Consider the following 23,446-nt stretch of genomic DNA (forward strand, 5'->3'; position numbering starts at 1 on the left):
GTGTGAAGGCGATCCACGAGGGCATTGTGCCGCCGACGATCAATACGCAGAACATCGATCCCGGCATGCCGCAAGGACTGAACATCATCCTGGGCAAAAGTGTAAAGGCTAACGTTAACGTGGCCATGAGCAATACCTTTGGTTTTGGCGGCCACAACGCTACAGCCGTGTTCAGGAAGGTCGACTGATCGACCTTTCTGAACCGCTGTCGATATTATTTCTTCTTGACTGTAAACGATTGGCGCAGCCGTTCGTCGGCCGAATGGCCGCCAACGACTACAGTATACGTTCCGGATGTTATTTCCCACTGGCTCTTCTTCAGATTCCATTTCTGCAGGTCCGCTACCGGTATCTTCAAGGTCACGTCGCGCTCGCCGTTCCGGGCCACATAGACCCGGGCAAATTGCTTGAGCTCTTTTAACGGCATACGCTCACCGGTAGGGTAGAGCATATAGGCTTGCACCACTTCGGCACCGCTATACTTTCCGGTGTTCTTCAGGTGGACGGTCATCGACACCGTGTCTTTGGTTTGGTAGGCAGCCGCGGGCTTTTGTTTCCAGCTATAGTCAAAAGACGTGTAGCTGAGTCCATACCCGAACGGATATTGTACTTTGCCCGTAAAGTAGCGATAGGTCCTGCCCTTTACGTTGTAGTCGTCGTAGGCCGGCAGGTCGGCAAAGGATCTATAGAACGTCACCGGCAGTCTGCCGGCGGGCGAAACTTTGCCAAAGAGAACATCGGCCAATGCGTTACCCCCCTGTGCCCCCGGGTACCAGGCCAGCACAATAGCGTCGGCATACGGCTCGAGCGCGGCAATGTCAACGGCGCTGCCGGCGGTAACAACGGCCACGATGGGTTTCTGGTGGCGTTTGCGCAAGGCCTTTAAAAAGGCGATGTGGCTTGCCGGGATGCTCAGGTCGGCTTTGTCACCGCCGTGCGCAGCCAGGAATGCGTCGCCTTCTTCACCTTCCAGCACCGGGGTGAGCCCGATCACCGCGATGGAGAGATCGCTGCCTTCGGCATGCCAGAGGCCGCCAAAGTGCACACTGTCTACGTCGTTACAACCCAGGTCATACTGTACGGTAACGGCCGGTCCGGCCGCTTGCGTAATGCCTTCGACAAAGGTCGATACGTTGCCCGATACACCGTGGTAGTTCGCCAGCAGGGCATCCAGCGAGGCCGCGTTCGGGCCCAGGATCATGATGCTGTTATACTTCTTCTTTTCCAGCGGCAGGAGATTCTTGTCGTTCTTCAGCAGGACCATTGATTGTTGTGCGGCGCGGCGCGCCAGGGCCGTATGCGCATCGTTGCTGATGCTCTCGGCGCCGAGCGATGTATAGGGCACCTGGCCCGGGGCGTCATAGAAGCCGAGCTTGAACTGTGTACGCAGCGCGGGGATCAGGGCCTTGTCGATGTCGGCTTCCGTGACCAGCTTTTGCTGCAGTGCTTTTTCAAGGTCCTTTTGCAGGAGGCTCGAGCAGTCGATGCTCACACCTGCTTTTACTGCCGCGGCCGCTACGTGCGCGGCGTCGGGCATTGTTTTGTGGCGCAGGTAAATATCGTCGAGGGCACCGCAGTCGGTGACTACGTGTCCTTTAAATTTCCACTCGTCGTGCAGGATCTTTTGCAGCAAGGTATTGCCGGTACAGCACGGCTCGTCGTTCACGCGGTTATAGGCGCACATCACGGATTCCACGCCGGCATCCACCAGTGCATGAAAAGCGTACAGGTACGTTTCGCGCAGGTCTTTTTCATCGACGCGCGCGTTGAACGTATGGCGGTTCGCCTCGGGCCCGCTGTGCACGGCAAAGTGCTTGGCACAGGCAGCGGCTTTCAGGTATTGTGGTGAGTTGCCTTGCAGGCCCCGTACAAAGGCTGTGCCCATGCGCGCGGTCAGATAAGGGTCTTCACCGTACGTCTCCTGGCCACGGCCCCAACGCGGGTCGCGGAACAGGTTGATGTTGGGCGACCAGAAGGTGAGGCCCATATACTGGATGTGGCGGTCTTGCTGCACGGCCAGGTTATACTTGGCACGCGCTTCCGTAGAAATAGCGTCGGCCATGACACGTTGCAGCGAGTCGTTGAACGTGGCGGCCATGCCAATGGCCTGCGGAAACACGGTCGCTTCGCCCGCGCGCGCAACACCGTGCAACGCTTCGTTCCACCAATTATATACCGGCACCCCCAGGCGGGGCACACCCTGGTTGTTATACCCCAGCAGGTGGATCTTTTCTTCGACAGTCAGTTGGTGCAACAGGTCGTTTACACGGCTGTCGAGGTCCTTGCGCGAATCGCGGAAGGTGTAGGCGGGTGTTTGACCAAACAGGTGCAGACCGGCCAGGAGCAAAACGGCCAGCAGCAAGGATGTGCGAAAGAACAAGCGGGTGTGTCGCATGTAGTGAGGTTTGATGAATGTTGATGCCCCAAATATTAGCGGTAATTTTTTGCGAAGACCTACCATCGGGATTATTTTTTTCGGAAAAAAGCCCGGAGGCGCTCGTTTACATCAGAATACCTGGCCTTTCTGAGATAAGGCAGCGCTTGTATGTCCCCGGAAATACACCGCCCGAAGACCTGGCGCTGGAAACACACTTCCAGCCGTGGGCGTTGACGCCCGATGCCAGGCGACACACTTCCTGGAATACCGGGGGTGTATTGCCATGCACCCAATACGTGATACGTTAGACTGGACCATTGTGCCGGTACTACACTCCGGGTTGACCGGACACGGAAGTGAATGAAGCTTTTTCTGCAAATGTGGAACAACATCCGCACGCAACTGGCGGATACTTCCCAAAGTCCTTCATAATTTTATTGGCCAGCAGGTATTAGATTAACGTGCATACTTCGTTTGCTAAACGATTATCGTCGCAAACAACGCGGCCGTGTATCGTGTAAAACCTATTGTACCTATTCCACCATGATGAAAAAACGAATACTCGTCATCTGTTTATGGCTTTGCGCCACGCTGGGCCACACGCAAACACCGACCGAACACGTCTTCCGCGAAGGACTGGCAGCAGACTCGCTGCACCGCTACGGGCGCGAAGCATTGGTGACAGACCAGTTGACATACGCCTGGTTCACCGGTCAATTCACAACACCCGCCGCGAGCAAAAACATTGAGTGGACTCCTATCAAAGCCGACAGCGCCGGCCTCTTTAAAGGCCGCGCGATCATCAACGGCTATCTGTATTTAACATACGATGCTGCTGTGGAACAAACGGCGCTGCTCCACGTGTCGGGCCACAGCATGTTGTTCTTTAACGGCGAGCCCCACGCCGGCGATATATACCGCCTGGGGTGGTTGTACGTGCCGGTAAAGCTCAAGAAAGGCAGGAACGAATTGCTGATCCGCTGCTCGTCGTGGGCTGTGCGCCAGGGAGTATCGGCACGCCTGATATTCCAGGAGAAAGCCGTGACGCTTCGCACGGAAGATCCTACCTTGCCGCATGTCGTTGTCGGCCAGTCAACGGAGAACCTGTGGGGTGCCGTGGTCGCGGTAAACGCTTCTGACAAAACACTCACCGGCCTGCACATCACCGCCAAACTCGAAGGCAAGGAGGTAACCACGCAGATCCCGACACTCGTGCCCTGGAGCATTCGCAAAGTAGGCTTTCGCATGGATCCCACGGGTGTGCGTGTGAAAGGAGCCCATACTTGCACGCTGACCTTGCGCCAGAATGCCAACGGTCGCGTCCTCGACACGCAAGAGATCAAGATCGATGCCATGCAGCCGCAGGATCACTACAGCAAGACCTTTGTGAGTGATATCGACGGCAGCATCCAATATTATAGCGTAACACCACGGCTTGGAGAAAGTACCACGGCGCCTGCGTTGTTCTTTTCGGTGCACGGTGCCAGTGTAGAGGCGATCAGCCAGGCGCGTGCCTATCGCCCGAAAGATTGGGGTGTACTGGTCGCCCCCACCAACCGCCGCCCGCGCGGCTTTAACTGGGAAGACTGGGGTCGCCTCGATGCGTTGGAAGTACTGGCACAGGCCAAACAGCAATTTAAACCCGATCCGAAACGCATTTACCTCACCGGCCACTCCATGGGTGGACACGGCACCTGGTACCTCGGGGCGACGTATCCCGGCAACTGGGCGGCGATCGCTCCCTGCGCCGGCTATCCTACTTTGACGGCGTATGGTTCCGCCGACGGTAAAATTCCGACGGAAAGCCGTTCGTCCGCGGAGAAGATGCTGCTGCGCGCCAGCAATCCCAGCGATGTGATCGCGCTGGCAGGCAACTACAAAGGCCTGGGCATATACATCCACCACGGTGACAGCGACAAAGTCGTATCCGTAGACTACGCCCGCCAGATGCGGCGCATACTCGGCGACTTTCACAAAGACTTCAGTTACTATGAGTATCCCGGCGGCAGCCACTGGTTTGGCAACGAAAGCGTAGACTGGAACCCGATCTTTCAATACTTTCAATGGCATACCATCCAGCCCGACAGCGCCGTTGACAAACTGGAATATACGACGGCAAACCCTGCCATCTCCGACAAGTACCGCTGGGTATCCATCGCGCAGCAGCAACATGTACTGGAATATAGCAAGGTCGACCTGGTACGTGACAAGAAAAAGAAAACGATCACCGGCACCACGACCAACGTTTCGATCGCAGGCCTTTCCCTGGCCGTCTTCCAGGCAGGCGATGTCGTGACCATTACGCTGGACGGACAGGCACCGATCGCGTATACGAAGACAGCCGCGGAATGGGTATACCTTACCCGGTCGGGCAATGCATGGCAGGTGTCGGCCAAGCCTGACGCGAAGCAAAAAGGCGTGACGCGCAACGGAACCTTTAAAGAGCCGTTCAAGAACCGCATGGTGTTTGTATATAGCACCAAGGGCACAGCGGCTGAGAACGCCTGGTCGTATGCCAAGGCACGTTACGATGCCGAAGTATGGTACTACCGTGGCAACGGCGCCGTCGACATCGTCGCCGACCAGGCATTCCAGCCTGCGAAATATCCGGATCGCGGTGTCATCCTCTATGGCAATGCAACGACCAACGCAGCCTGGAGCAAACTTTTAAAGAACTGCCCGATCACCCTGACGCGTAATCTTGTTGCCATCGACGGCCAGCAATACCGCGGTGATCAATATGGCGCATACTTTATGTGGCCTCGTCCCGACAGCGACGTAGCATCCGTAGCGGTAATCGGTGGCACGGGTCTGCCGGGCATGTCCGCTACCGAGCCCAACCAATACTTTGCGGGGGGCAGCGGTTTCCCGGACTATATGATCTTGTCGACCGAGATGTTGACGCGCGGGGTGGATGGCATCTTGTCGGCCGGTTATTATAGCAACGATTGGCGTGTAGAGACCGGAGACCGTGTTACCAAGACCGCCACGATCAGCACCGGTACATTAAAAAAATAGCATACATTTATACATGATGAGACGCCTGATACTGCTGGGAATAGTCGCATGGATGGCGGCACTGCCCGTACACGGCCAGGACAACCTGCACCGCCAGTCCACTGTCTATGAATGGCCAGCCGACACCCAGGTTCGCCAGAAGCTGGAACATTGGCGCGACCAGAAGTTCGGCATGATCATTCACTGGGGGCTATACGCCGTGCCGGGCATCATCGAATCGTGGGAGCTCTGCTCGGAAGATTGGATCTCGCGCGACAGCACCATCACCTACGATGCTTACAAACAATGGTACTGGGGATTAAAGAAAGATTTTAACCCCACACAGTTCAATCCCGACCAATGGGCGCAGGCCGCAAAAGATGCAGGCATGCGCTACGTGGTATTCACCACCAAACACCACGACGGGTTTAACATGTTCGACACCCGGCAGACCGACTTCAAAATTACCAGCGGCCCGTTCGCGAACCATCCGAAGGCAAACGTAGCGAAGTATGTATTTGAATCGTTCCGCCGGCAGGGTTTTATGATCGGCGCCTATTACTCCAAGCCCGACTGGCACTCGGAGTATTTCTGGTGGCCACGATACGCCACACCCGACCGCAATGTAAACTACGATATCCGCAAGAATCCCTGGCGGTGGAACAAGTTCAAACAATTTGCCTACAATCAGATAGACGAGCTGATGCACGACTACGGTGCCATCGACATTCTGTGGCTCGACGGCGGCTGGGTGCGGCCGCTGGAAACGGTGAACGACGAAGTGCGCGCCTGGGGCGCGGCCATTCCACCGTGGAGTCAGGACGTCGACATTCCCCGCATTGCTACGATGGCCCGCGCCGCACAACCCGGCCTGCTCATCGTCGACCGCACGGTGCATGGTCCCTACGAGAATTACCAAACCCCCGAGCAACATATACCGGCCACCAAGCTCGACCATCCGTGGGAGAGCTGCATTACGCTGGGAGGTGCCTGGGGTCATGTTCCGAACGACAAGTATAAATCGGCCGCGAAAGTGATCCATACACTCGCAGAGGTAGTGGCGAAAGGCGGAAGCCTGTTGCTGGGCGTCGGTCCGACGCCCGAAGGCACCCTGCGACAAGAACAGATCGACCGCCTGAAAGATATCGGTGCCTGGCTTACCCGCAACGGGGCTGCCATTTACGACACGCGTCCGGCAGAACATTACCAGTCGGATAAGACATACTTTACAACCAACGCCGGCGGAAAGCTGTTTGCCATCGCCTGTCTCCCCGAAGGCACCCCCGTGCCGCGCACGGTATCCTGGAAAGGAAATTTGCCGCGCAAGGGCACCCGGATGACATTGCTCGGCACCGGTGCAACGGTAAAGTGGTCGGCCAGGGATGATGTCGTCACGGTGTCGGTACCGTCCTCTGTCGCCAGGGAATATACACCCGCCCTGGCCTTCGCCTACGAGACAGGCAAGTAGCAGACGCGATTAGATCCGGACACGACTTTGATTTGTCATATCCTGCGCTTCAAGGTCCCTGGAGCGGGTCGCCGTGGGAATAATCCTGGCATTTTTTGCACGCCTGGGCCCAATTATAACGGTTGTAACAGCTTCTTTGGCATCCGGCCAAAAACTTGCTATTTCATTTCGTAGTACGGGCAAAAAGTTCGATTTTTAAGTCCGTTTGCGTACACGGAGTAAATTGGACATGCTTGAGCAGGGGGAAGAAGGCATTCTGCGGGTAAACACCGCACAGGTGGGGGAGGCTGCCCTGTGGGAGGATTTTATGCAAGGGGATGCGGGAGCCTATGCGCTGCTCTACCGCCGGTATTTTTTCGATCTCTATCAATACGGCAAAAAGATCTCAGACGATCAGGACCTGATCAAGGACTGTATCCAGGACCTGTTTGTCAAGCTGTGGCACAACCGCGGGAACCTGAACCAGACGACCTCGGTCAAATATTACCTGTTCACTTCCCTCAAACATAAGATCCTCGATGTGCTGAAGTCTGCCGCCGTCCGCTACAGGGCAGCCGAAGACCCCCTGGAGCTGGATATGGCCGATGAAAACACCGGCGAAGAGTCCTACGACGATCAGCGTGCGGATGTGCTGCGGGCGCTAAACACGCTGTCGCGTCATCAACAAACGCTTCTGCACCTGAAATTCAACAAGGAACGCACCAACCAGGAGATCGCCGCCGAACTGGGCATTACCATCCAGTCGGTGTATAACGCTGTGTTTAAGGCTTTGCGCTCGCTCCGAAAACAATTGCATTAAAGCCGGGGATAATTATTTTCTTTTTTTGGTATTAGGAACAGACGCGTCGGGCGTCTGGTTAACGGCATTGGTGTCCTGCCAGTGCTGGATTAGGTTTGGGATCCTCTCTACCTTCATCCTGAAAAGGGTGGGGGCGAGAGGATTTTTTTAAATTCGCGTCATATGAAATTCCCATCTGTTTACCTCCTGCTTTTATTGATCATCAGTGCCCCCGTGGCCCATGCGCAACGTCTTTACGACCTGGACAAGGCCTGGAAAGCCCGGCGGGCGAGCGAAGTGCAGGAGGACGGTATAGCGCTGTCGCGTGCCACCGGCGGTTTAACGGGTTGGATACCCGCACGCGTGCCCGGCACGGTGCTGACAACGCTCCTGGAAAACGGCCTCGTGCCCGACCCGTTCTACGGCATGAACAATGAGCGCATCCCCGACATTTATAAGACGGGCAATGCACATTACACCTATTGGTTCGTAAACGATTTTAATTATCCGGCCCTTGCCGGCGGTGATCAGGCCTGGTTGCACTTGCGCGGTGTGAACTATCGCTGCGATGTATTTCTCAACGGCGAGAAATTGAACGCCAGGCCGCACAACGGCATGTTCCTGCGCCAGGTATATAATATCACAAAAGCGCTTCGCCCCGGAGGGGCTAATCGCCTGGCCGTGATCGTGCACCCGGCCGACGTAGCCGGCAATCCCAACGGCGGACAGGGTGGCGACGGTACTATTGCAAAGAACGTAGCGCATCAGTATGTAGCCGGATGGGACTGGATCCAACCGGTCCGCGACCGGAACACCGGCATCTGGGACAAAGTATGGATCGAGCAAACCAAATCGGTCAACCTAAAAAATCCCCACGTGGTAACACACGTGCCGGGTAAACGCTTCCCGGGAGAAAAGCAGGAACCCGCCCGGATCAACGTCTCCGCAGAACTAGAAAATCCGACGGCAGCAAAAGTAACGGGCAAGCTTACTTATACACTCGAGGGCCAGACGGTATCACAGACGGTAACGGTCGGCCCGAAACAAACCGTGACCGTTACATTGCCGGTGTTGACCGTAAGCAATCCCAAGCTGTGGTGGCCCAACGGCTATGGCGCCCAGCATCTCTATACATCGTCGCTGCAATTTACCGAACCCGGTAAAGGTGTGTCAGACGAAGAAAAGATCACCGTGGGGGTACGCGAAGTGCGTACGGCCTGGAATGCCCATACCCGCAGTCGCGAGGTATCGGTGAACGGACAAAAGATTTTTATTAAAGGCGGCAACTGGATCATCTCCGACGCGATGCTTCGCTTTTCGGATGCACGCTACGATGCCGAGATCCGCTTTCACCGCGACATGAACCTGAACCTCATCCGCGTATGGGGCGGAGCGCTGATCGAACGGCCGGAGTTCTTTGCCGCGTGTGATCGCTATGGCCTGCTGGTCATGCAAGACTTCTGGATGTCGGGCGACTGTAACGGCCGTTGGGTTGATCCTATGAAAGCCGAAGACCAATGGACGCGGCGCAATTATCCCGATGATCACAACTTGTTTATCGCTTCGGCGGAAGACCAGATCAAGATGGTGCGCAACCATCCGTCCCTGGCGATGTGGTGCGGCGGTAACGAGATCACACCCCCTGCCGATATCCTGAGCGCCCTGCGCGACGACCTGCTGCCGCGCCTGGACGGCACACGCTGGTTTGCCGAATACTCCAATACCGACAGCATGTCGTACAACAGCATCGGCGGCAACGGCGACGGCCCCTATGGCATCCAGAACATCCGCACGTTCTGGGAAGACCGCACCTTCCCCTTCAATTCGGAAGTGGGGTCTGTGGGTGTAGGCGACGCTGTTTCGCTGGAACGTTTTCTGCCGGAAGTAAACCGCGTTGCGCCTGACGAGCCCAACCGTCGCATCGACTCGGTGTGGCAATATCACAAATACATTGGCTATGATTCGTCCGTATACCGCTATGGCAAGCCGAAGGACATGGCCGACTTCGCGAACAAGGCACAGCTCGTAAACTACGACCAGTATCGTGCCCTGATGGAAGGCTTCAGCGCACACATGTGGGATTGGTATACCGGCACGATCATCTGGAAGACACAAAATCCCTGGACCGCGCTGCGTGGCCAGATGTACGATTATTACCTCGACCCCAACGCGTGCCTTTACGGCTTGCGCAAAGGCAGCGAACCGTTACACGTCATGTGTAACCCGGTGACGGGCATGGTGATGGTAGCGAACAATACCTTCGTACCCTACAATGACCTGATGCTTGTGGTAAAGGCATACGACGTGGCCGGCAAGGAGCGTCTGCTCACGCAGGTCTTTGTCACGGTAGAGCCTACGGATGCCAAGAAATACCTCTCGGTAAAAGGGTATCTGAACCAACCCGGGCAACCGAAGGACGTGTTCCTGTCGCTGCAACTGCTGGATGTAAAAAAGAACGTGGTAAGCGAGAACTTATACTGGTTGCCGGATGCAAAGGGATCGTATCCCGGGTTGAACCAGCTGGCTGCCGCGCCGTTGAAGACGACCGTGAAGCGTGTAGGCCCCGGTCAGGTAGCGGTAACGCTAAAGAACCCGGCAGGGGGTGCGGTGGCGTTCTTTAACCGCGTGTCGTTGGTTGACTTGAATACAAAGAAACGGTTGCTGCCGGTGTTTTATACGGATAACTATGTTTCGGTTGTGCCGGGAGAGGAGCGGACTGTGGTGCTGGAGTATACGCCGGGTGATGTACCTGTGGCGGTGACGGTGAGTGGGTGGAATGTGAAGGAGCAGGTGGTGGCGGTGGATTAAGCCGAACGGGACTATTTTTTGATTTTTAAAGGAGTCAGTCGGAGACTGACGCCATGCTAGGTCCAAGTCGCCCTCCCTTCGGTCGGAAGACTCGAACCAGAAATAGTGACGATTAGTGGGAGGAATGTGAAGGAGCAAGTGGTGGCGCTGGACTAAGCCAAGTGCATTATAATCAGATAGTAAAATTTATGAGCAATAAAAAAGCGCCGACGTTTCTATTCGGAATTATAGCCATCATTTTAGGATGGACCTTATTTAAACAATTTGATTTTGAGAATTTCAAATTCGAAAAGCCGGCATTAGCTATCGTATATATACTAACCTTTCTGGCGTCTGTTTACTTTCTTGTTAAGAACATGAGAGGAAAATAACAGACTGCCAACATGAGGGTGGGCGGGACTGCCCGACCCCGGTTTGATTAAAACTTTAGCGTAAAGGTAGTTTTCACTTCGGGTTCGGACTCGACGGTGATCGAGCCGTTGTGCATTTGCATGATCTGGCGCGACAGGCTCAGGCCGATGCCCGAGCCGGTGCGCTTAGTGGTATAGAACGGCACGAAGATGTGCTCCAACGCTTCCGGAATGATGCCCGCGCCGTTGTCGGTCACTTCGATCTTGATGGCGTTCTCGTCGTAATATCCTTTGAGGCTCAGCTGGGGGGCTTCGGTATCGCCCAGTGCTTCGATGGCGTTCTTGAGCAGGTTGATCAATACCTGTTCGATCATCTCTACATCGGCCTGGATGGTGAGATATTCGGAGTCACAGGTGCACTCGAAGTGGATCTGGGTTTTCCGGAGCTCGGTCTTCATCAGCTGCGACACGTGATCGAGCAGTTCCTTCAGGCGCACGGTTACCAGCTTGGGTTTAGGCAAGGAGGTATATTCGCGGTATGCGTCGATGAACTTGATCAATCCTTTGCTACGGTTGGCAATCGTGCTCAGGCCTTCGCGCAGGTCTTCGGCGCCTTCTTCGGTCAACTCGTAGTGCACGTCGCGTGCTACCATTTCGTGGTCGAGTATATCGCGCAGAGTAGAGGTGAGCGACGAGATCGGCGTGATGGAGTTCATGATCTCGTGGCGCAACACGCGCGTCAGGTTCTGCCAGGCTTCGAGCTCCTGCTTCTGCAGTTCAGGCTGGATGTTCTGCAAGGTGACCAGCTTGATGTCCGTGCCGCGTATGCGCAACTCGGTGGCCTGCACCGTCAGGTAGAGCTCGTTGCTGCCTTTATAGAGCTCGCTTTTGCCCGACTCTGCGCTGTGGATGGCGTGGTAGAGGCCGGGGTTGACATCGATCAGCTCATGCAGGTTCTTGATGTTTGTAATGCCCAGGAACTTCTTGGCGTTGGCATTGACGAGCTGCACGTTGCCCTCGGTGTCGAAGGAAAGGATACCGGTGCGCACCTGCTGTACGACGGTGTTGAGGTATTGCCAGTGCTCTTCCTTTTCCGACCGCGCTTTGCGAAAGGCTTCCAGCACTTCGTTGAAGGCCAGGTTGAGATCCTTAAAGCTTTTGCCCAGCTTGTTGTCGGAGGCGAATCCCGAGATGAAGTCGGAATAGCGCACCGACTCCAGAAAGCGGGTAAGCTTACGGTTGGTCTGGCTGACAAAACGGAAGATCTCCACCAGCTGCAGCACGATGATCAGGGCCATCAGCATGGCGGCAAACAGCATATTGGGGCGTACCACCATGAACATAAACAAGCCCATGGTACAACCCAGTAAGACGACCCGCAAAATGACGCGGGTACGGAAATCTTTAAATCCTAAGTTCAAGGTGTGCGGTTCAGCATTCCAACATTCCTACGAAGGTAATGGATTTGCCGGTCACAACCCGTATTTCTCCAGGCGGCGATATAACGATGACCGTGTCAGGCCCAGTTCCGTCGCGGCCTGGGTGATGTTGCCGTTATATTTTTTCAGCACTTTGCGGATCAGCAGCTTTTCCACCTCTTCCAGGTTGTACTGCTCCAGGCTCAACTGGGCGTCTTCCTTGCCGGCACCGCCACCGTTGGAGGTGAAGTTAAAATCTTCGGGTTGGAGCACGCTGGTGTTGCTCAGGATGACCGCCCGCTCGATGGAATGCTGCAGCTCGCGAATGTTGCCCGGCCAGGGGTGCTTGTGCATGCGCGTCATGGCGGCCTCGCTGATCTTGGTCACGCTTTTTTCGTACTTGGCTGCATAATGCTTCAAAAAATGCGTCGCCAGCAGGGGGATATCCTCGAAACGCTCGCGCAGCGAGGGTACTTCGATCTCGATGGTGTTGATGCGATACAGCAAGTCCTGGCGGAATCGGTTTTCCTTCACCATTTCGTACAGCGGCATATTGGTGGCGCAGATCAGGCGAATGTTGATGGGCGTTTCTTTGTTGGAGCCCACACGGCTTACCTTCCGGTGCTGCAGCACCGTCAGCAGCTTGGCCTGCAGGGGCATAGACAAGTTGCCGATCTCGTCCAGGAAGAGCGTGCCGTTGTTGGCCAGCTCAAAGCGCCCGGCGCGGTCTTCCTTGGCGTCGGTAAAAGCGCCTTTCTTATGTCCGAACAGCTCGCTTTCAAACAGCGTCTCGGTTATAGAGCCCAGGTCTACGCCCACAAAGTTCTCGTGCTGCCGCGCCGAGTTCCGGTGGATGGCGCGGGCGATCACTTCTTTGCCGGTGCCGTTCTCGCCCAGGATTAAAACGTTCGCATCAGTACGCGCCACGCGGTCGATGGTCTGGAAGATCTTCTGCATGGCGGCGCTCTGGCCGATGATCTCGCTAAAGCGGTGGTTGATCTCCTGGTTGATCTCCTGGTTCTTGAACTTGAGCGTTTCGATCACATCGCGCGACTCGCGGAGCCGCATGGCCGAAAACAGCGTGGCCAGCAGCTTTTCATTTTCCCATGGCTTTAATACGAAGTCGGTCGCCCCGGCCTTGATGGCTTTTACCGCCATCTGGATGTCGCCGTAGGCGGTGATGAGTACAACCACCGACGATGGATCGATCTGCAGAATGCGCTCCAGCCAGTAATAGCCTTCGCTGCCGCTGCTCACGTCTTTGGTAAAGTTCATGTCCAGCAGGATCACGTCGTAGTCTTCGTTGCCCATCAACGCGGGGATCGCCTCCGGGTTCTTTTCAATGTCTACCTGTGCAAAGTGTCGCTTGAGGTACATTTTTGCCGCCTTTAAAAGGTCTTCGTTGTCGTCAACGATCAGGATCTTTCCGTGCTTGGTTTCAGCCATGGTACTAAATAACAAATTGGTTTGGATCGACCGCAGGGCGCAGCAACGACGGCCGGACAGCGCGGTGGACGTCCGGTAACGAACAAAGGCTGTACCGGAATTGGTACAATGGCTAAATGTGCCAAAATCGTGCTCCTGGGCCTTTTTGGCCGTTGTGCGGACGTTCGGAAGCGGACACACCCGTTCACATGTGAACGTGAATACCGCGGAAATTACCGGGAAAACGGGTTAAATTGGGCTTCTGGCGCTTGGCACGCTTGTTGGCTTCAGGCAGATAACGTTGCCTGACAGCAGGCAGCCTTAACTGAACCAGCATGGATAAAAAGATTGTCAAGAAAAAATGGACGTTGAAACGTATCGCGACCTACGGTGGCATCGCCGTGTTCGTATTGTTCATCGGGTACCAGTTCATTTTTGCAGACCGGCGCTCACGGGTGAAGGTGGAAAAAGATAAGATCACGATCTCGACCGTACAACGGGGGGTATTCCAGGAATTCATTCCGCAAACCGGTACCGTAGAGCCGAGCCGCACGGTATACCTCGACGCCGTCGAAGGCGGAACGATCAAGCGCGTGGTAGCCGAAAGCGGTGCCATGCTGAAGGCCGGCGACGTGATCCTCGAACTGAGCAACCTGAATACCGAGCTGTCGGTGCTGGGACAGGAGGCACAGCTGAGCGAAAGTATCAACCGTAACCGCGACACCCGCCTGGGGATCACGCGAAACGACCTGGAACAACGCCAGACATTGGCCCTGATCGATAACATGCTGGCCATCCTGGGACCTCAATACACACGGGAAAAACAACTGTTTGAAAAGAAGCTGATCTCCCGGCAGGCTTTTGAAAAGACAGAAGCCGACTATAAGTACAACCTGGAACGCCGTCGCATTACCTACGAGGTATACCGTGCCGACTCGGTGGATCGTATCCGCCAGCTGCGTGAGATCAAGATCGCTGAACAACGCATGAGCCAGAACCTGGAGGGCGTAGGCAAGATCCTGGACAACCTGGTGATCCGTGCCCCGATCGACGGCCAGCTGTCGCGGCCGCAACTCGATCCCGGTCAGAATATAACACCAGGCCAACGGCTGGGTCAGGTAGACATTCTGGGAAGCTACAAAGTGCGGGTGCCGATAGACGAATTGTACCTGCCCCGCATTATGACCGGGCTGAAGGCAACCACCTCGTTCAACAACAAAGACTACGCGCTGGAGATCACCTATGTGTACCCGGGCGTAACGGCCGGCCGATTTGAAGTAGATATGCATTTTACGGGCGAAACGCCTGCGGGCATCCGGCGGGGTCAGTCGTTGCGTCTGCGCATCGAGCTGGGGCAGTCTTCCGAGCAGCTGTTGCTGCCGGTGGGCGGGTTTTATAAAGATACCGGTGGCAACTGGGTGTTTGTGCTTGACGGCGAAGACCAGGCCGTGCGCCGCGACATCAAGCTGGGCCGCAAGAACACTGAAAATTACGAGGTGCTGGAAGGGTTGAAGCCGGGTGACCGGGTAATTACCTCGTCGTACGAGAACTTTGGCGACAACGAGGTGCTATTACTGAACTAAAAAGCGTAACCAATAAAAAAAATTGAAGTATACATGCAATAGCATGCAACCTATACGGTCAAAACTCCATCTTACAACAATATAATCCTGAAAATCTCCTAGCCATGATTAAACTCAAGAACCTTGAAAAAGTTTACACGACAGAAGAAGTGGAAACTACCGCGTTGAACAGCATTAACCTGGAAATCAAAGAGGGCGAATTCGTTGCCATCATGGGTCCTTCCGGTTGTGGCAAATCGACCCTGCTCAACATCCTCGGTCTGCTGGACAATCCTTCCGGAGGAGAGTATCATTTTGGCGAGCACGAAGTGGCCAAATATTCCGAACGCCAGCGCGCACAGCTTCGCAAAGGCTCGATCGGCTTCGTGTTCCAGAGCTTTAACCTGATCGACGAGCTGACCGTATTCGAAAACGTGGAGTTGCCCCTGCTGTACATGAAGGTGCCGTCGTCCGAGCGCAAACAACGCGTGGAAGAGGTACTGGAGCGGATGAACATCATGCACCGCCGCAACCACTTCCCGCAGCAGCTGTCGGGTGGTCAGCAGCAGCGTGTGGCCATCTCGCGCGCGATCGTAGCAAAACCCAGAGTAATCCTCGCCGACGAACCGACCGGTAACCTGGACTCGGCCAACGGTGAAGAAGTAATGAAACTGTTGTCACAGCTGAACGAAGAAGGAACCACCATCGTCATGGTGACCCACTCGCCGTATGATGCGAACTATGCACACCGCATCATCAACCTGTTCGACGGTAAGGTCGTAACAGAGAACATCAAAGAACACTTTCATATTTAGCCGATAACATACTATAGCACTGTCCCCCTTGTGGAGGCAGTGCTATTATATACACACCACATAAACATGTGGCAGGGGTTGCTGTGCCGAAAGAGCAGGGGTAGGGGAGCTTTTATTTTCGTCACGGCATGCAACCTCCGGGCAGGAGCGGGAGTCTTAGAACAGCAAATACCGTAAAAACACCCCACTATGATAAAAAATTATCTGCTCATCACCCTACGGAGCATGATGAAGAACAAGTTCTTTATCTTCATCAATATCTTTGGATTGTCCATCGGCATAGCCTGTAGCATAGTAGCCTATTTTAACTGGGAGTACGATCAGGCATTCAACAGGAACCACAGCCACGTCGGAGAGATATACCGGGTCAGCCCACTCCGCACGTTTGACGGCACCACCGAGATGCATACCATGGTCAGTATTCCGCTGGCCAATGCCATCCGGCAAAATATACCCGATGCGGACCACGTCACACGGCTCAATCGCTCGTGGACGAACTTTAAGGTCGGCGACAATCTCTTTCCCGGTCAGGTGCGTTATGTCGATCCCGACTTTTTTACCATGTTCACCTTTGACTTTCTTTATGGGCGACCGGATGCTATAAAAGATAAATCTACCGTGATGATTAGCGACGAGATGGCGAAGACGCTTTTCGGGAGCACGGATGTTGTCGGGCGTCAGCTTACCCAGGTGGTACGCGAGCAGTTAAAAGAATTTACGGTGGGAGGGGTGTTCCGGAAACAGCCCATGAACTCGAGCTTTCAGGCACAGTCGTATATGCACTACGACAATTTTTTTGACGACGCGAACGAGATCACCGAAAACGATTGGCGGTATAACACGGTATTGTTCGTACAGGTCAAAGACCCTTCACGCGTGAGCGTTGTGCACTCGCAATTACAGCCCTACCGGGAAAACAACAACAAGGTCCGCGAAGATTTTCAGGTCACCGAGTATGTACTCGATCCTTTTGACGGCATGGCGCGACGCGACTCGAACAACGAGCGATGGACCGAAACACTCCATCCTGCCAACGCGCGGGCCGCGGTCATCACCCCCGCCATCATGGCGGTGCTCATCTTGCTGATCGCCTGCTTTAATATGACGAACACCTCCATTGCGATCTCGTCACGCCGTTTGAAAGAGATCGGTATCCGGAAAGTGATGGGCAGCATGCGCGTGCAGCTGATCATCCAGTTTATCGGCGAGACGCTGTTCATTTGCTTCCTGGCGCTTGTCATCGGCATGGTGCTGGGCGAAGTACTAATATCGGCCTGGAACTCGCTGTGGACGGAAATGAAGCTCACCTCGCATTACCTGGATGCGCCCGGTTTCCTGATCTTTTTGATCGGCATTCTTTGTTTCACTGGACTGCTGTCGGGCAGCTATCCCGCCTTTTACATCAGCGGATTCGAGCCCGTCGGCATCTTAAAAGGAAAACAAAAGTTCGGCGGTACAAACTACTTTACACGCATCCTGCTGTGCCTGCAATACGCAATCTCGCTGCTGGCCATCATTGGCTCGTTTGCCTTCTATGAAAATTCGCTGTTTCAACGTGACTTCGATCTGGGTTTTGATCAGAAAGGTGTCATGATCGTGTATGTCAGCAACGGCCAGGAATACGAGACCTTTCGCAATGCCATTGCACGGAACAAAGATATCCAGGCCATCGCGGGCTCAAAACACAGCGTGTTCTCATCCCGCTACAGAGACCCGGTAAAGCACGAGTCGCGCCAGTATGAGGTTGATATCATCGACGTGGGTGATGGTTATCTGCAAGCCATGGGGCTCACGCTCCTGGAAGGCAGGGATTTTCAGAAGGATTCCGAAACCGATCGTCGCGAGTCGGTCATTATCACCGAAGAGTTTGCCAAGACCTTTTCATGGGACAAGCCCCTGGGCAAGGAAATACTCTGGCACGACACGGTTAAACTGTACGTCGTGGGTGTTGCCAAAAATGTGTTCACGGCCGGGCTTTGGGATAAAGCACAACCGATGATGATCCGCTACACCGCACCGGAAAATTATACACACGCGATCGTCAGCGCCCCGGTGGACAAGCTGATCGCGGTCAACGCATCGATGGAGCAAGAGTGGAAGCAAATATTCCCGAACCGCTTATATACCGGCCGCTATTTGAACGAAGAGATGAAGGAGTCGCTGACAGTGAACGACAACATTGTGAAGATATTTGCCTTTCTCGGTATCGTAGCCATGGTGCTTTCCGTGACAGGTCTTTTCACGCTGGTGTCGCTGAACATCATCCGCAAAATGAAGGAGATCGGAGTGCGCAAAGTAATGGGCGCTTCGGTCGGTAACATTGCGCGCATTATCAACACCGAATTCGCCATTATCCTGCTTATCGCGTCCGCGGCGGGGTGTTTACTGGGGGCGCTTCTTGTAAATATGCTGATGTCAAGTATTTGGAAGTATTACCTGCCGGCAGGTTCCAATACCTTTGTTATATCTGTCGTACTGATGTTTATGCTGTCGGCGCTGGCCATCGGCTATAAAGTATTCAGTGCGGCCTCCATGAATCCCGTATCGACGCTGCGGGATGAATAAAAAACAACGCATCCTGTAACATACTGGTAGGAGAAAGCGTCGAATAATGAAAGAAGATTACGTACGGTCATAAATCCATAACAGTATGTTTAGAAACTACTTCCTCGTGGCGATCCGGAATATGAACAAGCACAAGTTCTTTTCCGCGATCAATATCTTCGGGATGACAACGGGTATCACCGCCTGTATGCTCATCTTTCTGTACATCTCAGACGAGCTGAGCTATGACCGCTTTCATGCCAGGGCCGACCACATGTATCGTGTCAATCTGCTGGGCAAGATCAGCGGCCAGGACATCCATACCTCTACGACGTGCCCGCCCATGGCGGCGGCCCTTGTGGCAGAGATCCCGGAAGTAGAAGAAGCGACGCGCGTGGCAAGTTACGGCCAGTCGTCCATCAAATACGGCGACATCGCTTTTATCGAAGAGAAGATGTTTTATGCCGACTCCAACTTCTTTCAGTTCTTTAGCTACAAGCTCTTGTCCGGCGATGTAAAGACAGCCCTGAAAGAGCCGCGTTCCATCGTCATGACGGAAGACCTCGCCCATAAATACTTTGGCGATGAGTCGGCGTTGGGTAAGATGGTAGTGATCGGCAACGACAATGAGACGTTTAAAGTAACCGGTGTATGCGAGAACGCGCCCGCCAACTCACACCTGGTCTTTCACGTGCTGCTCTCCGCCAGCTCGGCAGACTACCTGCGTAATTCTATCTGGCTGAACAATAACTTATATACTTATCTGATCCTGAACAAAGATGCATCGATCGATGCGGTGCACGCCAAGTTCAGAGGCTTGGCCGAGCGCCACGTCGGACCGGAAATGGAGCGTTTCCTGGGCAAGAGCTTCAAGCAATTGGAAGCAGAAGGAGCACAGTTCGGTTATTCGACCATTGCCGTGCCCGACATTCACTTGCGTTCGACCATGCAACATGAGATCGAGCCCGTGGGAAGCCTGTTATACATATATTTCTTCGGAGGTGTCGGTCTGTTTATTATTGTCATCGCCTGCATCAACTTTATGAACCTGTCTACGGCGCGCTCGGCCGGCCGGGCGAAAGAGGTAGGATTGCGGAAAACACTGGGGTCGCTACGCGGGCAGCTCGTGCGGCAGTTCCTGTCAGAGTCGCTGTTGTACAGTGCCGTAGCCGTGGTAATCGCCTTGGTAGCCTGCTACCTGTTGCTACCGTCGTTCAACCTGCTGGCAGGAAAGGCGCTTCAGATCCAGATGTTATACACGCCGGTGTTCATCGCAAGCGCCATGCTGTTGATTGTGCTAGTTGGCTTTATCGCCGGCAGCTATCCTGCGTTTTATCTCACGTCGTTCAGTCCCTTGGAAGTCCTGAAAGGCAAAGTACGTGCCGGCATGCGCAGCAAAGGCGTGCGGAGCTCGTTGGTGGTATTCCAGTTCGCGCTTTCCATCTTTCTGATCATCTTCACGGTGGTGGTCTATCAGCAGATCACGTTTATGCAGGAGCGCAACATGGGCATCGATAAACACAACCTGCTGGTCGTCAACAATGCCTGGACGCTTGACAAGAACCAGGCGTCATTCAAAAATACACTGCTGGAACAGACGGGCATTGTCGATGCCAGCTTTACCAACAACAGCTTTCCGGGGGTGAACAACACGACGGTCTTTAAAGCCTCGGGCAGCGAACAAGACCACATCATGGGTGTGTATTATGCCGATGCCGACAACCAACGCACCATGAAATTTGAGATAAAGGAAGGCCGCTTCTTTTCGGCCGAATCACCGGCGGACACGCTGGCTATTGTCTTGAACGAAGCTGCGGTAAAAGAATTCGGATTTGAGAAACCACTGGAAGAAGAGATCTTGTATAACGACCAAAGGAAAGGTCTCGAGCGTCTTAAAGTAATTGGCGTATATCGGGATTTTAACTTCGAGTCGCTACGCGACAAAGTGCGGCCTCTGGCGATCCGCTTCACCAAGACGTCCGGTCGCCTGTTGGTGCGTTATGAAGGCGATGCCGGCAAAGCGATCGCGACGATCGAAAAGCTCTGGAAGACACAGACGGAGAACGAGCCGATCCAGTATGCTTTTATGGATCAGAACTTCGACCGGCTGTTCCGCTCGGAGCAGCGGATGGGACAGGTGTTTGGCGTGTTCTCGGCGCTGGCCATCTTCATCGCCTGTCTGGGACTGTTCGCATTGGCGGCCTTTACGGCCGAGCAGCGCACCAAAGAGATCGGTATTCGCAAAGCCATGGGTGCGTCCATGCCCAGCCTGATCCTGTTATTGTCCAAAGAATTCACCCGGTTGGTGCTGATCGCCTTTGTGCCCGCGGCGCTGGCCGGGTGGTACATCGCGTCAAACTGGTTGCAGGGCTTTCAATACCGCGTCGAGATCAGCCCGTTGATCTTTGTCGGCAGCGGTCTTGCCGCCATTGCCATTGCCTGGATAACGGTAGGCTATCAATCCATTAAAGCCGCAGGAACCAGCCCTGTGAATTCGTTGCGATATGAATAACATGTCTCTGGTATGCGGGAGATGGGTATGAGGCCACCGGCCTGTGCCTAAGGTATCCTGGGTAACTAGCCGGGTCTCATGCGGTGCTTGCTCGGCCGGACCGATCAGATCCATGATTCGGGATTTCCTGGGACAAAGTGTTAAAAATCACGTTTATTTAGTGATTTAAGGCGATAAAAGCGTGCCCATGTTAAGTTTCATCGAACCCCTTAACATTGCCGTAATAAATCCGTAAATTGAGCTATCAACGGATGATTTATTATGGAGAAGAATAAGAAATCGAAGAAGGCTTTGAAAAGCCTGATCGAAGATTCGACGCGGGAGGCCTTGAGCCGCCTGGAACTGCCCGAGGCGACCAAGAAAGTGAAAAAGTTGATCGACCGGAACGCCAAGAAGCTCGCAGAGGCATATGCCGACATTCTGAAGCGAGAAGACAAAAGGAAGAAAAAGGTCGAAAAGTTTATCGACGAGGCGGTAAAAGGCGGCCGTAAAAACACCAAGACGAACAAGAATACCAAAGCCGGACATGTAACGGTATAGGACTTTTTCCAAACAATCCTGGTAAAGCCGTCTCAAGAAGTTGAGGCGGCTTTTTTTGTATCTTTCCCGCACTTATCTATCCGACCATGTCCTCAGCGGAACGCTTACATGAACTAAAAGCTAATCGCAACCGGCGCATCGGCGTCATCCGTACAGTAAAAGACACACTCTTTATATCCCTGGGGGTGCTGTCGGCTGCTTTCGGACTGAAAGGATTTCTGCTACCTAACAACTTCCTCGACGGCGGTGTCATGGGGATTTCCCTGCTGACAAACCTGTTGACAAAGATCGAGCTGTCGTACCTGGTGGTCTTGCTCAACATTCCTTTTATTATCATCGGCTACACGCAGGTATCTCAGAAATTTGCCTTTAAGACACTCGCGGCCATTGCCGGGCTGGCGGTCTGCCTGGCCCTGGTTGAATTCCCGGCGATTACCAACGACCGTCTGCTGATAGCCTTCTTTGGCGGCTTCTTTCTGGGCTGCGGCATCGGCCTTTCCATACGGGGAGGTTCTGTCATCGACGGCACCGAAGTGTTGGCCATTTATACCAGCCGCAAGACGACGCTCACCGTCGGTGATATTATTCTCATTCTGAACATTCTCATATTTTCAGTAGCGGCTTACCTCATCAACATCGAAGTGGCACTGTATGCCATCCTGACGTACCTTGTCGCGTCGAAGACGGTCGACTTTGTTGTGCACGGTATCGAAGAGTATACCAGTGTGATGATCGTATCGGAAAAGAGCATGGAGATCAAAGATGCCATTACCGAAAAGATGGGCCGTGGGGTAACGATCCTGAAAGGCAAGAGTGGCTATGGCAAGACCGGCCATCGTGAAAAAGACCTGGATGTGATCTTTTCCGTCATTACCCGCCTGGAACTGCAAAAGCTTAAAACGGAAATTGCCAAGATCGATCCCGGGGCCTTCGTGGTAGAGAACAGTGTAAACGATATCAAGGGAGGCATGATCAAGAAACGGCCTCTGCACGACTAGACATGATGACGGTAAGTATATTGGGGTGCGGCTGGTTTGGGATTCACTTCGCCCGCACGTTGGTGGCGGAAGGTCACACGGTAAAGGGTTCTACAACCTCGGAGCGTAAATTGCCGTTGCTGGCGGAGCAGGGAATAGAACCTTTTCTCATACACATCCGGCCCGGGGCGTTAATGGTAGCGCCGTCGTTCTTTCGTTGCGATGTGTTGGTGATCACGATACCGCCCCGGGCCGGTGTAACGCCGGCGGGCGAGTATCAGGCCGCCGTGGCCCAGGTCGCCGCGCTGGCAAAACAACACCAGGTACCACAGGTAATTTTCATCAGCTCGACGGCGGTCTTCAGCGACCTGAATGGGCACGTTCAGGAAGATACTGTTCCCTCACCCGAAAGCGACTCCGGTAAAATACTGCTGGCCGTAGAGCACATGTTGCAAGCGGAAACCGATTTTACCACAACCATCGTCCGATTTGGCGGCCTGGTGGGACCGGGACGAGACCCCGGGCGGTTCTTCGCCGGTAAAAAGGAAGTGCCGAACGGACATGCACCGGTAAATCTTATTCACCAGGACGATTGCACGGGACTCTGTCGGGCAATCTTGAAAGCAAAGGCTTTTGGCGGGATCGTGCACGGCTGTGCGCCCGATCATCCCACACGCCAGGCATTTTACCGCCAGGCGTCAAAAAGAGCGGGCCTGGAAGCGCCCGTGTTTGTGGAGGAGCTCACCCGCTGGAAGATCGTGGAGGGAGCACAATCGCAATCCAGGCTGGCCTATCGCTATCAGGTCGACGACTGGCAGGCCTGGCTGAGCCGGTCGTAACTTTCTGTCGGACAGTTACGTTTAACCAACATACTA

At 54.3% G+C, this 23,446-nt stretch carries 14 protein-coding genes and 1 pseudogene; 12 read left to right on the plus strand and 3 right to left on the minus strand.

Translation table 11 applies throughout. The features are described 5' to 3' along the window. Positions 1-188 (plus strand): annotated as a pseudogene (locus KK078_RS19225) (beta-ketoacyl-[acyl-carrier-protein] synthase II); the annotation flags it as partial. Positions 189-214: 26 nt separating this feature from the next. Here the strand turns inward: KK078_RS19225 and KK078_RS19230 are convergent. Beyond that, complete coding sequence (locus tag KK078_RS19230; protein ID WP_254091936.1) at positions 215-2,395, minus strand: glycoside hydrolase family 3 N-terminal domain-containing protein; 2,181 nt, start codon at positions 2,393-2,395, stop codon at positions 215-217. 525 nt (positions 2,396-2,920) lie between these two features. On the opposite strand from KK078_RS19230, the gene KK078_RS19235 reads away from it, so the two are divergent. The 4 genes from KK078_RS19235 (at position 2,921) to KK078_RS19250 (ending at position 10,428) form a co-directional block, all read left to right on the plus strand. Further along, positions 2,921-5,395, plus strand: a complete 2,475-nt coding sequence (locus KK078_RS19235; protein ID WP_254091937.1) for a carboxylesterase family protein — start codon at positions 2,921-2,923, stop codon at positions 5,393-5,395. Positions 5,396-5,408: 13 nt separating this feature from the next. Continuing rightward, positions 5,409-6,842 (plus strand): alpha-L-fucosidase, encoded by a 1,434-nt coding sequence (locus KK078_RS19240; RefSeq protein ID WP_317195961.1) that lies wholly within the window; start codon positions 5,409-5,411, stop codon positions 6,840-6,842. Between the two features lie 229 nt (positions 6,843-7,071). Further along, the gene (locus KK078_RS19245; protein ID WP_254091938.1) at positions 7,072-7,641 is read left to right on the plus strand and encodes an RNA polymerase sigma factor; all 570 of its coding nucleotides are present in this window, start codon (positions 7,072-7,074) and stop codon (positions 7,639-7,641) included. 162 nt (positions 7,642-7,803) lie between these two features. Next, positions 7,804-10,428, plus strand: a complete 2,625-nt coding sequence (locus KK078_RS19250) for a glycoside hydrolase family 2 protein (RefSeq protein WP_254091939.1) — start codon at positions 7,804-7,806, stop codon at positions 10,426-10,428. Between the two features lie 418 nt (positions 10,429-10,846). Here KK078_RS19250 and KK078_RS19255 read toward each other — a convergent pair whose 3' ends face one another. Further along, positions 10,847-12,199, minus strand: coding sequence for a sensor histidine kinase (locus KK078_RS19255; RefSeq protein ID WP_254091940.1), 1,353 nt, complete (start codon positions 12,197-12,199; stop codon positions 10,847-10,849). 51 nt (positions 12,200-12,250) lie between these two features. Continuing rightward, positions 12,251-13,642, minus strand: coding sequence for a sigma-54-dependent transcriptional regulator (locus tag KK078_RS19260; RefSeq protein WP_254091941.1), 1,392 nt, complete (start codon positions 13,640-13,642; stop codon positions 12,251-12,253). Positions 13,643-13,956: 314 nt separating this feature from the next. On the opposite strand from KK078_RS19260, the gene KK078_RS19265 reads away from it, so the two are divergent. The 7 genes from KK078_RS19265 to KK078_RS19295 all read left to right on the plus strand — a co-directional run bounded on the left by KK078_RS19265 (position 13,957) and on the right by KK078_RS19295 (position 23,410). After that, positions 13,957-15,204 carry an efflux RND transporter periplasmic adaptor subunit gene (locus tag KK078_RS19265; protein WP_254091942.1) on the plus strand — a complete coding sequence of 416 codons (1,248 nt, stop codon included), beginning with the start codon at positions 13,957-13,959 and terminating at the stop codon, positions 15,202-15,204. Positions 15,205-15,308: 104 nt separating this feature from the next. Further along, positions 15,309-15,998, plus strand: a complete 690-nt coding sequence (locus KK078_RS19270) for an ABC transporter ATP-binding protein (RefSeq protein WP_254091943.1) — start codon at positions 15,309-15,311, stop codon at positions 15,996-15,998. 189 nt (positions 15,999-16,187) lie between these two features. Then, positions 16,188-18,563: an ABC transporter permease gene (locus KK078_RS19275; RefSeq protein ID WP_254091944.1), complete on the plus strand. Its 2,376-nt coding sequence runs from the start codon at positions 16,188-16,190 to the stop codon at positions 18,561-18,563. Between the two features lie 85 nt (positions 18,564-18,648). Continuing rightward, positions 18,649-21,054 carry an ABC transporter permease gene (locus KK078_RS19280; protein WP_254091945.1) on the plus strand — a complete coding sequence of 802 codons (2,406 nt, stop codon included), beginning with the start codon at positions 18,649-18,651 and terminating at the stop codon, positions 21,052-21,054. Between the two features lie 261 nt (positions 21,055-21,315). Next, positions 21,316-21,594: a hypothetical protein gene (locus tag KK078_RS19285; protein ID WP_254091946.1), complete on the plus strand. Its 279-nt coding sequence runs from the start codon at positions 21,316-21,318 to the stop codon at positions 21,592-21,594. Between the two features lie 86 nt (positions 21,595-21,680). Then, positions 21,681-22,592 carry a YitT family protein gene (locus KK078_RS19290; RefSeq protein ID WP_254091947.1) on the plus strand — a complete coding sequence of 304 codons (912 nt, stop codon included), beginning with the start codon at positions 21,681-21,683 and terminating at the stop codon, positions 22,590-22,592. Between the two features lie 2 nt (positions 22,593-22,594). Further along, positions 22,595-23,410, plus strand: a complete 816-nt coding sequence (locus KK078_RS19295) for an SDR family oxidoreductase (protein ID WP_254091948.1) — start codon at positions 22,595-22,597, stop codon at positions 23,408-23,410. Positions 23,411-23,446 lie beyond the last annotated feature (36 nt).

It is taken from the genome of Dawidia soli (genome assembly GCF_018598185.1).
In the GTDB taxonomy this organism is placed as follows: domain Bacteria; phylum Bacteroidota; class Bacteroidia; order Cytophagales; family Cyclobacteriaceae; genus Ohtaekwangia; species Ohtaekwangia soli.